Annotated in this window: 14 protein-coding genes; all 14 read left to right on the top strand. The window is 67.3% G+C overall.

Translation table 11 applies throughout. The features are described 5' to 3' along the window. Positions 1–381: 381 nt before the first annotated feature. The 14 genes from DX923_RS11620 (at position 382) to DX923_RS11555 (ending at position 14256) form a co-directional block, all read left to right on the top strand. Positions 382–1083 (top strand): ABC transporter ATP-binding protein, encoded by a 702-nt coding sequence (locus DX923_RS11620; RefSeq protein WP_116115096.1) that lies wholly within the window; start codon positions 382–384, stop codon positions 1081–1083. Next, on the top strand, positions 1080–3074 hold the full coding sequence (locus tag DX923_RS11615) for a hypothetical protein (protein ID WP_116115094.1): 1995 nt from the start codon (positions 1080–1082) through the stop codon (positions 3072–3074). The genes DX923_RS11620 and DX923_RS11615 overlap by 4 nt, the downstream gene beginning before the upstream one ends. Positions 3075–3103: 29 nt before the next feature. Further along, positions 3104–3667, top strand: coding sequence for a hypothetical protein (locus DX923_RS11610; RefSeq protein ID WP_116115092.1), 564 nt, complete (start codon positions 3104–3106; stop codon positions 3665–3667). A 79-nt stretch (positions 3668–3746) separates the two neighbouring features. Then, positions 3747–4820 carry a YdcF family protein gene (locus tag DX923_RS11605; protein WP_116115090.1) on the top strand — a complete coding sequence of 358 codons (1074 nt, stop codon included), beginning with the start codon at positions 3747–3749 and terminating at the stop codon, positions 4818–4820. Positions 4821–4976: 156 nt separating this feature from the next. Beyond that, positions 4977–5333, top strand: a complete 357-nt coding sequence (locus DX923_RS11600; protein WP_116115088.1) for a flagellar basal body rod protein FlgB — start codon at positions 4977–4979, stop codon at positions 5331–5333. 11 nt (positions 5334–5344) lie between these two features. Beyond that, positions 5345–5743 (top strand): flagellar basal body rod protein FlgC, encoded by a 399-nt coding sequence (locus DX923_RS11595; RefSeq protein WP_116115085.1) that lies wholly within the window; start codon positions 5345–5347, stop codon positions 5741–5743. Next, positions 5740–6075, top strand: coding sequence for a flagellar hook-basal body complex protein FliE (locus DX923_RS11590; protein WP_116115083.1), 336 nt, complete (start codon positions 5740–5742; stop codon positions 6073–6075). The genes DX923_RS11595 and DX923_RS11590 overlap by 4 nt, the downstream gene beginning before the upstream one ends. Continuing rightward, complete coding sequence (gene fliF, locus DX923_RS11585) at positions 6072–7682, top strand: flagellar basal-body MS-ring/collar protein FliF (protein WP_240322615.1); 1611 nt, start codon at positions 6072–6074, stop codon at positions 7680–7682. The genes DX923_RS11590 and fliF overlap by 4 nt, the downstream gene beginning before the upstream one ends. Before the next feature lie 3 nt (positions 7683–7685). Beyond that, positions 7686–8696 (top strand): flagellar motor switch protein FliG, encoded by a 1011-nt coding sequence (gene fliG, locus DX923_RS11580; RefSeq protein WP_116115081.1) that lies wholly within the window; start codon positions 7686–7688, stop codon positions 8694–8696. Further along, positions 8689–9411, top strand: a complete 723-nt coding sequence (locus tag DX923_RS11575) for a FliH/SctL family protein (RefSeq protein WP_162872926.1) — start codon at positions 8689–8691, stop codon at positions 9409–9411. The genes fliG and DX923_RS11575 overlap by 8 nt, the downstream gene beginning before the upstream one ends. Next, positions 9408–10706 (top strand): FliI/YscN family ATPase, encoded by a 1299-nt coding sequence (locus DX923_RS11570; protein WP_162872925.1) that lies wholly within the window; start codon positions 9408–9410, stop codon positions 10704–10706. The genes DX923_RS11575 and DX923_RS11570 overlap by 4 nt, the downstream gene beginning before the upstream one ends. A gap of 10 nt (positions 10707–10716) precedes the next feature. Then, positions 10717–11160 carry a hypothetical protein gene (locus tag DX923_RS11565; protein ID WP_116115074.1) on the top strand — a complete coding sequence of 148 codons (444 nt, stop codon included), beginning with the start codon at positions 10717–10719 and terminating at the stop codon, positions 11158–11160. Beyond that, entirely contained in the window at positions 11150–12316 is a 1167-nt protein-coding gene (locus DX923_RS11560; RefSeq protein ID WP_205413030.1) for a transglycosylase SLT domain-containing protein, read from the top strand. The genes DX923_RS11565 and DX923_RS11560 overlap by 11 nt, the downstream gene beginning before the upstream one ends. Continuing rightward, a complete protein-coding gene (locus DX923_RS11555; RefSeq protein ID WP_116115072.1) occupies positions 12313–14256 on the top strand; it encodes a flagellar hook-length control protein FliK in 1944 nt (647 codons plus the stop codon). The genes DX923_RS11560 and DX923_RS11555 overlap by 4 nt, the downstream gene beginning before the upstream one ends. Positions 14257–14264: the final 8 nt, after the last annotated feature.

Genomic DNA, 14264 nt, shown 5'->3' with positions numbered 1-14264 from the left:
CAACAATCTGCATCAAAAAATTGGTACAAAACTATGTGTTGAGTACCTGCGATCAGTCGTTCTGAACTGGCAGCACGTTGATTCTATTTAATTAGGTTACAACCTGTCATGACTTCCGAAGTTTTCTGACCGGACGGACGGATGATGGCTGTTCATGAGAGCGGTCGTCAGCGTGTCGTGGCGCCCGAGGCTGCCGCGCCGTGTAGATCCCTGGTTCAGCCTGCGCGACCGCGGGAACACCCGCGGTGTCGACTCGGACATGGGAATGAAGTTCTCTACCGTATGCATGTCGCAGGATCGTCCTAACGGCCGACCGCGCGCCCCCGTATTTCGTCCACACGGTCGATGAAGCGCCCAGACCAGCGGAAATATCGTCGAAGGGTGACAGAGAACCTTCTCCTGACCGCTCGGGGCCTCCACCACGCCTACGGCCCGGCCACCGTCCTTGACCACGTCGACCTCGACATCCACGTCGGGACCTCCACCGCGCTCGTCGGCCCCTCGGGGTCGGGGAAGACCACCCTTCTGCACGCCCTCGCCGGCATCCTCGTCCCCACCCGCGGACGGGTCGAATACCGAGGGCTCCCCGGCACCTGCCTGTCCTCCCTCGACGACGATCGACGTACCCGCTTGCGCCGCACCGACTTCGGTCTCGTCTTCCAAGACGGCCAACTGCTCGACGAACTCACCGTCCTGGAAAATGTCGCCCTTCCCTTGCGGGTCGAAGGGCTCCGCCCCGCCACCGCCCGACATGAAGCCGAACAGACCATCGCCCGTCTCGGCCTGGACGGCCTCGGAAAAAGACACCCCGGGCAGCTCTCCGGCGGGCAACGCCAACGCGTCGCCATCGCCCGAGCCCTGATCACCGAACCGAAGGTGTACTTCGCCGACGAACCCACCGGAGCCCTCGACGCGACCACCGCCAACGAAGTCATGGAAGCGCTGCAACACCTACAACGCGAAAGCGGGGCAGCGCTGGTCCTCGTCACCCACGACCCGGCGATGGCCGACCGCTGCGATCGGATCCTCCACGTCCGCGACGGCAACGTGGCACCGGTCCAGGAAAGAGCAGGCACACGATGACCCCGAAGAACACCGACTGGGGGATCGCCGCCGACCTCTTCCGACTGGCCCCGGGCAGCCGCTCCACCCTGACGCTGTCCGCAGCCGCCGTGGCGGTGGCCACCGCGGTCCTGCTGCTGATGGCCTCCATGGTCGGTGCGGTCGACGCCCGCGCCGACCGGCAGAACTGGCTGTCACCGATGCCCGCAGAACGCCCGGCCGCCGTGCAACGGACCACCACGGCCTACCTGGAACACCGGCCGGTCACCGTGGTACACCTGGCTCCGACGCCCAACCCCGCCGGAACACGGCCGTCACCTCTACCTGCGCCCCCGGGAATGCACCGTTTCCCCGGACCCGGCGAGGTGGCACTGTCGCCGGCCCTGTCGCGACAGCTGTACGGCCGCGGGGAAAGCCTGGGCTTGGGCACAACGCCCACCACATCGACCCTCGACGAGGAAGCACTGGGCGGCCCGGACGAACTCCTGGCCGTCGTGGGCCACAACCCGGACGACCCGGTGATGAAAGGTCCGGCCTTCCGAGGGATACCAGGAGAAGCCCGATACACCGACGCGGTCGGGATCTCCTCCTTCACCGGACGGCCAGGGTCGCCTTTCGTGGAGACCTACGGTCCGGCATCGGTAGCGGCCGCAGCCATGCTGGCGATGCCGGTGCTGGGCCTGCTGTCCGCAGTGGCTGGGCTGGGCGCCCGAGCACGAGCGGACAGGTTCGCCCGATGGCGTCTGGCCGGCACCCCCGCCAGGGTGGTCAACCGGGTCGTCGCCGTGGAGTCCGCAACGGTGTGCACGGTCGGAGTGATCGCCGGGGTGCTCCTGCACCTGGTGACAATGCCCCTCGCGGCACGGCTACCGATGGCCGGCACCCGCTTCGCCACCAGTGACCTGTTGGTGTCGACACCGGTGGCGGCTACCCTGGCCGCGCTGGTGGCCGCACTGGTGACATCGCGGATGTGGACGCTGACCCGCGGCGCGGTACGTCGCCCCCTGGACACTGCGGCCGCATTGCCGACTTCCCTGCCCGTGTGGTGGCGGATCGGCCTGTCCATCGCCGCCGTCGGGCTTTTCGTCATGGCCCAACAACAGGACGACAAATCACCCGAACTGATCCTCATGGCCCTGTTGACGGTCTTCGGATCGATCTCTCTGCTCGGCCCGATCGGGGTCTTCCTGTGCGGACAGGTGCTGCTCTCTCGGTCCTCCGCCGCGGCACTGATCGCCGGGCGCCGCCTCGTCGGCGCACCACGGACAGCCTGGCAGACGATCTCCGGGGTGGTCCTGGCCGGTTTCACAGCAGGACTCTTCGCGCTGGTGGGCACCGGCGGATCCTCGTACTCCGGCGGAGAGCCGGGCGCCATCGAACTCCCCGTGCCCGCAGCGAACGTGCAGAATACCGCCTCCGCACTGGGCCGGGCACTGACCGAACGCGGCGTACGCACCCCCGTCACCGTAGAAAAACGCTCACCGGCTATCGGCACGGCATCACCCACGACCACGACCTGGGCCACCCTCCAGGTCGCCGAGGACTCACCGGCGGTCCGCGCGGCGATGCACTCGGTGTTCCAAGGCGCACAGATCGTCTCGGTGAAAGACCGCGCCGGGCAGAGCCTGATCTTCCTGTCCGACGTCCACCGGGCGTCGATCTTCATCCTGATGGTCTCCTTCGGTCTGGCCGTGGCCTCGGTGACAGTCACCGCCATCACCGGCATCACCGAACGACGCGCGACCTTCCGGCGGCTACGGGCCGCAGGAACCCCGGTAGGTACCCTCCTGGCTGCCCGTCGCCAGGAAGCCTTGGTGCCCTTGGTGGCGTGTACGGCGGCTGCTTCGGTGGCTGGTCTCCTGATCGCCTCGCCCGTGACCCTGCTCTCCGGGACGACACCCTCACCGTGGGGTCTGTCGACCATGGCGATCGCCCTGATCTGTGGCCTGCTCGCCGTGTCCTCGGCCCTGGCAGCCACCAGCGGGCGACTTCGTCGAGAGAACCGACCCTGATGCCGATGTGTACTGCAGAGGAGAAACCGATGCAACAGCCCTGGACGTCCATCGTCCTGATCCCGCTGACGATCCTCAGCGTGGGTGCCAGCGCTGTCGTCGCCGTAGAGTTCTGGGCCGGCACCGTCCTGTCGGAACAGACATCGACCTTCGCGCGCTCGCACCTGCCCGGCCAAGAGATCAGATCGATGAACGTCCGCGGACGCCCCTACTTCCGATCCCGTCAGAAAGGAGAAGTCTCCCTGGCCTACGTCGACATGGCACCGCCGTCCGGGGCCTCCGAGGAACTGCTCCTCGTCCACAACCTCACCGACAAAGGACCCAGGAGCACGAATCGACTTCTGACCCTGCCCTACGCCGAACCACGGACTCGGCCGGTGCACGACGCGACGGACGGCCCCACCGACACCGCCACCGTCGACGGTCGGCAGGTGATCTTCACCCCGCACCTGGTCGACGGCATGATCCGGGTGACGGCCTCCCACGGCGTAGCCCCGACCCCGGTCCGCTTGTCCTCGGCCGACGGCTACCTCGTCGAGAGGTACTCGACCTCCGAGGAGGGCATCGTCGTGGAAGTGACTAAACGTTGGTGATCCACGCCGATGAGATGACCGTCGGGCGGGGAAACTCCCTTCCCGGAGGAGCCGAAAGCGTCCGCAGTGAGGAGGAACGGTGAACGAGCTGGCCGCGCCCGCCAACATCATGGGCTACATCGCGGTGGCGAGTTCGGTGGCCGCGCTCGTCGGCGGGGTGCTCTTCGTGCGACGGCTCCACCGGGACACCGGCCGGATCGGGGACGGTTTTCTCGCCCTGTTCACCGTCGGCGCCGCGGTCTACGCCGCGATCTGCTGGGCGTTGGCGTTCGGGGCAGGACGCATCGTGCTGGTACTGCTGATCCTGGCGGACTTCCTGGTGCCCTGGGGAATACTGGCCGGGGTGGTCCTACTGTTCGTCAACGGGGCCCGCGTGATCCGTCGGGAAGGTATCGGCAGTACCACCGTGCTCCCGGTCGCCGTGGCGACAGCGGTGATCGTGCTCCCGGTGGCGCTGCTGTGGTCGGTGTCGTCGGACGAATCGATGCCCGAGGTGTCCCTCGTGGTTTCCTTCCTGGCGTTCACGGGGCTGTTCTTCGGCGCGTATCTGGCGGCACACCTGGTGTCCTACCTGGTGTACGCGATGGCGCACGCGCAGCTGGACGCACCGAAAGACGCCCAGGTGGTGGTCACGCTGGGTGCTGGTCTCGCGGGGGACCGGGTGACCCCACTGCTGGCGGCCCGCCTGGACCGTGCCTTGCAGGTGCGGTCACGGGCGGACGACCCGGCGAACGTCGTGATGGTGGTTTCCGGCGGCCAGGGGCGGAACGAACTGGTCAGCGAGGCCGCAGCGATGGCGGCCTACCTGCAGGACAAAGGCGTGCCTGCGGAGAAGGTGCTCCTGGAGGACCGGTCGACCACCACTGAGGAGAACTTGACCTTCACCGACCAGCTGCTCGCGCTCAACAGACTGCAAGGTTCTCGGGTTGTGGTCTGTACCAACGATTTCCATGCAATAAGGGTGGCGGTCGTCTCCCGGCGACTACGTCTGGGGATGCAGGTCGTCGGCGCGCCGACCGCCGGTTACTACCGCCCTGCGGCCTTCCTGCGGGAGTTCGTCGCCCTGCTGAAGGAACACTGGCTGCGCCACCTGACCGTCGCCGGACTGATCATCACCGGACTGGCCTTCCTCGCCTTCCTCACCCGCCCCTGAAGCTCCCGTTCGGCTCAGGGAAGCCAGCCCCCGGCCGATGGAGAACTAGGCCACGGATGGCCGCTTCCGGCACGGACCGCCGACACGACTTTGGCGGAGGGACCGTCCCCACCCGGGCTCCCGCATCCACCACCGTCACCCATCGGGGGATACCAGATGATCAGTCTCACCGGCGACAACACCCTCAGCGCACTGCACCAGTCCCTGACCGGGCTGTCACTGCGCCAGCGCACCATTGCGAACAACATCGCCAATATCGAGACCCCTGGTTACCTCGCCGGGAAGATCGACTTCGAGACCAGCCTCAAACGGGCCTACGCCAACGGGCGACCCGGCGCTGCCGGCATCGACCGGGCCCGCTCCCTGGAACCCACCCGCACCAACGGGTCGAACGTGAACCTGGACGAGGAAACCCTCGCCAGCCAACAGACCCTGCTCACCACGCAACTCGCCAGCGCCGCAGTGAGCACCAAGTTCCAGCGTCTCCGGATCGCCATCACCGGCCAGGGCTGAGGAGGACCGACATGAGCATCTTCGGCGCGATGAATATCGCCTACACCGGGCTCGTCGTGGACCGCAAATGGTTGGACGCGGTCTCGGACAACATCTCGAACATGAACAATGTCAGCCGGACCGATGAGCGAGCCTTCCAAGCACGGTACATCGTCGCCCGGGCCAACCAGTACGGCAACAACGGCGGGGCCTATGTGGCCGGGACGCTCTTCGGCGACCCCAACGGTCGGGTCGTCTCCGACCCGACCCACCCGTTGGCCGATGCCCAGGGCAATGTCCGCATCCCCGACATCAACCTTTCGGACCAGATGGCACATCTGATCCTTGCGCAGCGCTCCTACCAGGCGAACCTCGCCGTCGTGGAACGCAGCCGGACCATGTACGAAGCGGCGATCGGAATCGGCAAGTGACTTTCTCCATTCCTGGCATCTCCACGATCCCCTCCTTCGGGATCGGCGGCGTCCGCGACCTGACCGGCGTGGACAAGCTCACCACCCCGTCCGCGGTCGGTTCGCCCTCGCAGGGCGAGTTCGGCGCTGTCCTGGCCCGCAAGATCGGTGAGCTGGACGCGCTGCACCGGACCAGCGACACCCTGGCGGTCAAGGCCGTCACCGGTGATCTGAGCGACATCCACGACTACACGATCGCGGCGAACGAAGCCACGGTCGCCACCCAGCTCGTCGTCAACGTCCGTAACAAGGCCGTCGAAGCCTTCAACGAGATCATGCGGATGCCCCTGTGAAGAACATCAAGTTTCAAGCCGTTCTAGGACGCGCCAAAGGCGTCTTCGACGGCTTCACCCCCGGTCAGCGCGCGGTGACGGTGATTGCCGTCGTCGTGGCGATCGTCGGTGCCATCGTCTTCGTGAACTGGGCGAGCCGACCCACGATGACCCCCATCTTCACCAACCTTTCCTCCTCGGATGCTGCCGCGATCTCCACCAAGCTCAAGGAGACCGGTGTTCCCTACGAGCTGGGCGACGGCGGGAACACCATCCTCGTGCCCTCCTCACGGTCCGACCAGGCACGCCTGGACCTGGCAGGAGCGGGTCTCCCGCAGAACAGCCCCGAGTCGAAGGGCTACGGCATCCTCGACAAGTCGAGCCTGGGCTCCAGCGACTTCCAGCAGAAACTCACCGCCAAACGAGCCATCGAGGGCGAACTGGCCAACACGATCAAACAGATCGACAAGGTCCGCGAGGCGAAGGTCTACCTCGCGCTCGGCGAGAACTCTCCGTACCAGGACGAACAGACCAAGCCGTCGGCGTCGGTCCAGGTCACCATGCAGAACAACGCCAAATTGCAGACCGGGCAGGTCGACGCGGTCGTTCACCTGGTCAGCTCGGCCGTGCCGAAGCTCGAACCGTCCGCCGTCACCGTGACCGACGCCCTGGGTACGCGATACACCGAGGAAGGTGGTGGCGTCGGCGGACTCGACGCCCGCGCCGACCAGATCCGGGCCGTCTCCGCGCAGAAGACCGCCCAGGTGCAGAAATTCCTCGACACCATCGTCGGGCCGGGTAACTCCACCGCGAGCGTGCAGGCCGACCTCGACTTCGACAACACGAAGGTCGAACGCCAGGAGTACGTCCTGTCCAAGGCCGGCGACCCGCCGGTGGTGGAGCAGCGCAGCACGGAGAAGATGACCGGCGCCTCCGGTCAGGCCGTCGGCGGTGTGCTCGGCCCGGACAACATCACCGTCCCCGGGTTGGACCAGGGTTCCAGCAAGAACGAATACACCAAGGAAGACTTCACCAAGCAGAACCCGTACGGGGTGCAGAAGACCACGAAGGACCTGGCCAAGGGCTCCATCAAGAAACTGAACGTGGCCATCGCCCTCGACACGAAGAACGCGGGTATCTACAACGCGGCCGAGATCAAACAGCTGCTCGGCGCAGCAGCCGGCATCGACCAGGCCCGCGGCGACGCCATCGAGGTCAGCAAACTGGCCTTCGACACCAAAGCCGCCGAAGCGGCGAAGGCCAAGGCCGACACCGAGGCAGCCCAGGCCCGACAGGGCGAACTGATCGACCTGGCGAAGAACGCCGGACTGGTGCTTCTCCTCCTGCTGGCGCTGCTGATCGGCTTCCGGAAGAGCAGGAAGGAACCGGAAGTCGTCGACCTGGGCGAACTGCCCTCGGCCACCGCCGGCGAACTTCCGCCCACTCCGGCCGACCCGCCGCTGGAGTACTCCCTGGAATCCGACCCGCTGCCAGTCATCGAGGCCACCCCGGTCGACCCGCAGAGCCAGGCACGTGTCATGGCCCGCGAAGAGATCGGCAGCCTCGTCGAAGAAGACCCGGACGAAGTCGCGCGCCTCCTGCGGGGCTGGATATCGGAACGGAACTGATCGATGACCGTCACACAGATGACAGGCCTGCGTAAGGCGGCCATCCTCCTCGTCCAACTGGGTACCGAACATTCCGCCCAGATCATGAAGATGCTCAGGCCGGCCGAGGTCGAGGCGTTGACCGCCGAGATCGCTCGTCTGGACAGCGTCGATGTCGACACCCTCGACGAAGTGCTGGAGGAATTCCGTCAGCTCGCCCAGGCTCGGCAGTACTACGTCCAAGGCGGGGTGAACTTCGCCGAGGAGGTCCTGATCGCCACGATGGGTCAGGAACGGGCCCACGAGGTGATGCAACGGCTCACGGCCAGCCTGGTCGAAATGCCCTTCGAGTTCTTGCGCCGGGTCGATGCGAAGCTGATCCTGTCCTACTTGCAGGACGAGCACCCGCAGACGGTGACGCTCGTGCTGGCCCACATGGAACCTGATGCTGCCGCGATCATCCTCTCGGGCCTGGCTCCGGAGGTGCAGGCCGAGGTCGCCCACCGGCTGGCCATCATGGACCGCACCAGCCCGGAGATCGTCAAACAGGTCGAGGCTCACCTGGAGCGGCGCCTGTCGACGCTCGTGCAGGCCAGCGACTACAGCAATGTCGGCGGCCTGAAGTCGCTGGTCGACGTCATCAACCAGTCCGACCGGACGACTGAACGGCTCATCCTGGAAGGCTTGGAGAAGCGTGATCTCGACCTCGCTGAAGAGGTCCGTGCCCACATGTTCATGTTCGAGGACATCGTCGGCCTGGACGATCGCGCGGTTCAGGTGGTGCTCCGCAAGGTCGACTCCAAGGACCTCGCGGTGGCGCTCAAAGGTGTTCGCGAGGACGTCCGGGAGAAGATCACCCGCAATATGTCCGAGCGGGCCGCGCTCTCCCTGGCCGACGAGATCTCGATCCTCGGCCCGGTGCGTCTCAAGCAGGTCGAGGAGTCCCAGGCCGTGGTCATCCGGCAGATCCGCATGTTGGAGGAAGCCGGCGAGATCGTGGTGAGCCGCAGCGGAAGCGACGAGTTCGTTGCCTAGCTCGCTGCCTTCCCGCGGTTACGTCCTGCGAGGTGGGGAACATCCGTCGCCGGTCCGCCCGGCCCGGATGTCCTCCGATCTGGCTTCGACGACCTATGTCACGCCGGGACGGGCCGATCCTCGCCTGGTCGATCCGCACTTGGAAGCCGTCGTCGAGCAGGCTGCGCTGGAAGCCAGAGCTCGGGGTTTCCGGGCCGGTCACGCCGCCGGTTACGAGGCCGGACGGCAGGAAGGCCTGGCGTTGATGCAGGAGCAGAAGCGTCTGCTCGCCGAACGTGACGAGATCGACCGCACCCGCTACAACGCCTACATCGAGGATCTGGTGACCCGGGTCACCCAAGCTGCTCAACAGGCGGTGCAGGTGCAGACCCCCACCTTGGACGAGCTGTACGACCTGATCGCGTCGATGACGGTGGAGCTCGCCGAGTCACTGGTGGGCCACCACCTCCAGGTCGACGGGTGCGGGGCGAAGGACGCGCTGATCCGGGCGATGTCCGGTGTGTCCCGCGGGGTGTCGGTCACGGTGCGTCTGCACCCGGACGACCTGGAACAGATCCAGCAGTTCGTGCACGACATGCCCGAATGGGAGATCACCCGACTGGTCGGCGACCCAGCGGTGGAACGCGGTGGCGCTCTCGTGGCGGCCGAGAACCTGGAGATCGACGCCCAGTACGGTCCGGCCTTCGAACGGGTCCGTAAGGTGATTCGCCCATGAGGGCGCTGATGGATCAGCTGTGCGCGGCTGCCCGTCCCACGATCAGCGGCAAAGTGGTCAGCGCGGTGGGTCTGTCCATCGAGATCGCCGGCCTGGAACTGGGCGTCGGTGAGGCCGTGCGGATCATCGGCGACGAGGGCCCGATCATGGCCGAGGTGGTCGCCTTGGGTGATGGGCGGGCCACCTGCATGCCGATCTCGGACCTGCGCGGGGTGCGTTCAGGGTGCCCGGTGCAGTCGACCGGGGGGCCTTTGCGAGTACCGGTCGGCCGGGGGATGCTCGGCCGGGTCGTCAACGCCCTGGGCGAGCCGATGGACGGCCGTGGAGCTTTGGGCAATGTCCAGCTGGTCAGTTCGACGGGGATACCTCCGGCGGCGATGCAACGCGACCGGATCGACACTCCGATGCCTTTGGGGGTGCGGGCCATCGACGCGATGATCCCGTGCGGTCGAGGCCAACGGCTCGGGATCTTCGCCGGTTCGGGGGTGGGCAAGTCGAGCCTGCTGTCGATGATCGTGAAGGGGACCACCGCCCCGGTCTGTGTTCTCGCGCTGGTCGGTGAGCGTGGCCGTGAGGTCCGGGAGTTCGTCGAGGGCGACCTCGGCCCGGAGGGGCTGCGCCGGGCCGTGGTCGTCGTGGCGACCTCCGACGAACCGGCGCTGGTGCGTCTACGGGCGGCGTTCACGGCGACCCGGATCGCGGAGTGGTTCCGTGACCAGGGCGAGGACGTCGTGCTGTGCATGGACTCGGTGACCCGGGTCGCGATGGCGCAACGTGAGGTCGGGCTGGCCTCGGGGGAGCCGCCGGCGACTCGTGGATATCCGCCGAGCGTTTTCGGGTTGATGCCTCGACTGCTGGAACGGGCAGGGACGGCTCCGACAGGCAGCATCACCGGTCTGTACACCGTCCTCGTCGACGGCGACGACCTGAACGATCCCATCGCGGACAACGTCCGGTCGATCCTGGACGGTCACATCGTGCTCTCCCGCCGGTTGGCCACCTCGGGGCATTTCCCGGCGATCGACGTCCTGGAGTCGATCTCCCGTGCGGAGAAGGCGATCACGACCCGGGAGCAGCGCGGCGATTCGGTGACGATCCGTCAGCTGTTGGCGGCGAAACGCGATGCGAAGGACCTCATCGAGATCGGTGCTTATGTCGCGGGCAGCAACCCGCAGGTCGACCGGGCTTTGCGCCAGTCGGCCGATATCGACGGTTTCCTCCGCCAGGACCTGGAGGATCTGACCCCGGCCGACACGACCTGGTCGTGGCTGCATCAGCTCGCGACCGCCGAGTGAGGCGATCGGCATGTCCGGTAAGGCTCGGCGTCGACAGCTGGCGACCCTGCTGCGGATCCGACGGTTGGAAGAGGACCTCGCCAAGGGCGAACTGGCTGCGGCGAACGCCCGGATCCGGGCGGCTCACGAGCGGTTGAGCACCGCGCAGGAGAGCTATCAGCGCGAGGTCACTCCGCCGGAATCCTGTGATGTGAACCGTTTCCGGGCGCATCTGGCGCACAGCACGTCCGCGGCGGCGATGGTGCGCGGCGCCGAGCGGGGCATCACGGCCGCCGAGTCCGAGGCCGACGAGGTCCGCGACAAGGTCCGGCTGGCCCGGATCAAGAGCCAGGGTTTGGAGCGGCTCGTGGACCGCGTGGACGCAGCGGCTTTCGCCGAATCGCTCGCAGCTGACCAGCGCACTGCCGAAGAGAGTAGGGCAGGCATCTACACGAAGGGGCGTCATGGGCGTTGACATGTCAGGCATCGGCGCTGTTCAGGCACGCATCGCGGAGATCCAGGCGAAGTTCTCCAACTTCGGATCACCGGTGCAGCCGGGCACGTACAGCGCCGACGGTGCGCTCAACGGACGTACCGCCTGGAACTACAAGCTCCAGGACCTGATCGGACGTGACTACAACAATACGAAGTTCCCCTGGTCGGGGGTCGACGTCTCCCCGTACAACACCACCGGTGGCGGCAGCGGCATCAGCGGCACCTTCACCTCGGGTAACTCTCGGATCTCCGGCACGACGGCCGCAGCTCGTGCGCCTCTGGCCGGGGGACTGGCTGCGGGTGTCGGCGTCAGTGGCGCCGCAGTGGTCGACTCGGCGAAGAAGTACCTGGGCGTTCCCTACGTCTGGGGCGGTACCTCCGCACAGGGTCTGGACTGCTCCGGTCTCGTCCAGAAGGCTTATGGCGACCTGGGTATCTCCTTGCCCCGGGTCGCCGCCGACCAGGCGAAGATGGGGACGGCGATACCTTCCTTGGCCCAGGCTCGCCCCGGTGACCTGCTGGCCTTCGGCAGCCCGGTCGACCACATCGCCATCTACGTCGGCAACAACCAGATGATCGCTGCGCCGGAGCCCGGCGACAAGGTCAAGATCCAGAGCGTCTACGCCACCCCGGTGTCCATCCGTCGGATCGTCCCCGACGGGCCGGACCTGTCGAGCGCTTCCCGGATCGGGTCGGCGGCCTTCACCGCCGGGCTGACCGGCGGCTCCGGCCCGGTCGGATCGGCGCTGGCCCAGGCTCCCGCCCAGTTCAGGGCCCTCTTCCAGCAAGCGGAGGCCCGTTACGGCGTGCCGGCGACCTTGCTGGCTGCGGTGGCCAAGCAGGAGAGCGGGTTCAACGCCGGCGCGGTCAGCCCCGCCGGGGCGATCGGCCTGATGCAGATCATGCCGGGGACCGCGGCAGGCCTGAAGGTCAACCCGCGCGACCCGGCCCAGGCCGTCGACGGCGCAGCTCGTCTGCTGCGCGACAACCTCCGCACCTTCGGTTCCACCCAGCTCGCACTGGCCGCGTACAACGCAGGACCGGGTGCGGTGCAACGGTACGGCGGGATCCCGCCGTACGCCGAGACACAGAACTACATCCGTCGCATCATGGCCGACAGGGGAGTATCCGCATGACGATCCGGGTGCCGCAGGATCTCAACATGTCTTCGACCGTGCCTTCGCCGCGGCCCGGAGCAGGGCCGGTCGACCGGGAGACTTTTGCGGAATCTCTGCGCGCGAAGCTGCGAACTGCCCAGGAACCGACGGGGTCTTCCCCTCGGGTGAGATCCGGTTCTGCACAGAGCACCGGTCGGCCTGTCCCGAACGAGCAGAACGGCCCCGTGGGACGTCCCGCAGCCGCCGCGTCGGGGCGGGCGCAGACATCGCCCGCCGCTACCCGTCCGGCTCCGTCGGGTGGACCGGGCGAGCAGACGGCGGCAGGGACGAACCAGCCGGTGGCTTCGACACCGTCCGGCCCGGGAGAGCCTGCCGCGATACCAGCGGCCCCGACCGTGCCGATGGCGGGCGCGGAGGGCTTTCCGTTGACGGATGCTGTCCTGGCGCAGACGGCGTCGGTCGTGGGCGTCGAACTTGCCGTCATGGTGCACCAACAGCAGTCGGCGATGGGACGCCTGGTCGTCGAGGGCGACCCCGCGCAAGGCGTGGGACCTGTGGGCACGGCACCGGCTTCTGGCGGTCAGGTCGTCGTGGCTCCGGCGTCCTCTGTGCCTGGGGCCGACCTGCCGGCCGGCCTTCAGACGCCTTCGTCGATGCCAGGTGGCGCTTCGGCCGCGCAGCCCGGCGCAGCTTTCGGTCTGACAGCCGCCAACGGACCCTCGACAGCACCCACTACCGTGCCAGGCTCTCCGGCGAACGAGGCACCTTCCGCGAATGCGCTAGAAAACCAACCTCATTCATGGATGACTTCGATGTCTTCCCCCGCGGCCGAGGAACCGGGCGCACCGGTATCGGGAGCCAACGGAGGCCACGGAATCCTCCTGCCAGGCCAGCGACCCCCGGCAGCTGACGCGGCGACCTCTGCACCGCTGACCCCCACCCCGCAGACTGCCGCCGCACCGGCCGTCACCGGCACCACGACCACCGCGCAGCTCCTGAACAGCGGACCCCCCGCAACAGCGGCCACCACGACAGACCAACCTGAGTTCGCCATCGGACAGACGACCGGAGGCTTCTCCACCATTCACGCCCAGCAGACGTCCCTCCCGCAGACCCTGGGAACAGCCACCGCCCCGGCCGATTCTTCCTTGCCACACACCCCGGGAGCGTCGGAACCTTCCACCATGGCCCAGGGCCCGGCGGCGCAGCCCGGCACCGAGGCCTCCGAGTCCCTCCGGACTCCCCTGCCCGCGCAGGCCGTGCCCACCAGGCCACCATCCGCCGAACCGGACGGCCGACGGATCTCCCTCGACACCGAAACCCCGTCGACCATCCCGCAGACCGCGAAACCTCAGCCGTCGTCCGCACCGGCCACCGAAACCGCCCCGACGGAGTCCAGCACACCAACGCCCGCCACGGACCGGGCCGCCGCCCCCACGCAGCCGACACCACCACCCTTGGCCACCCCTCCTGCCCACGCACCCTCGGTCACCACGGCCGGACACTCCATGCCCGCCCAGGCCGCCGCGCCCCCCGCCCCGGTCCACAGCCAACTGTTGACCGCGATCGCCCCGGTGATCCAACGCCGCGACGGCTCCTACAACGTCGAACTTCAGCTCGACCCGGCCAGTCTCGGCCGCGTCAAAGTAACCGTGACCATGCAGGCCGGAGAGATCTCCGTGCAGATGCAAGCTGCGGATTCCGGCGCTCGCGACATGTTGCGTCAGAACATGGATCAACTTCGCGACCAACTGGCCGATGCAGGATTCGGACGTACGAATGTCGACGTGGGCGATGGCTCACGTCAGGCCTGGCAGGACCCGCGCGGTCAGCAGCCGCGTGACCTGCCGGGGAACACCTCGACCCAGCTCGACCCAGCCGGAACTCCTCTCCCCGGCGATCGACCTGCGGTGTCGGAGACCACGGATGGTACTGGCCCGCTCGACCTCCAGCTGTGACAAGGGAG

Source organism: Austwickia chelonae (assembly GCF_003391095.1).
GTDB lineage: Bacteria > Actinomycetota > Actinomycetes > Actinomycetales > Dermatophilaceae > Austwickia > Austwickia chelonae_A.
Note: the sequence above shows the minus strand (reverse complement) of the source record. Positions and strands in the feature narration are given on the sequence as shown.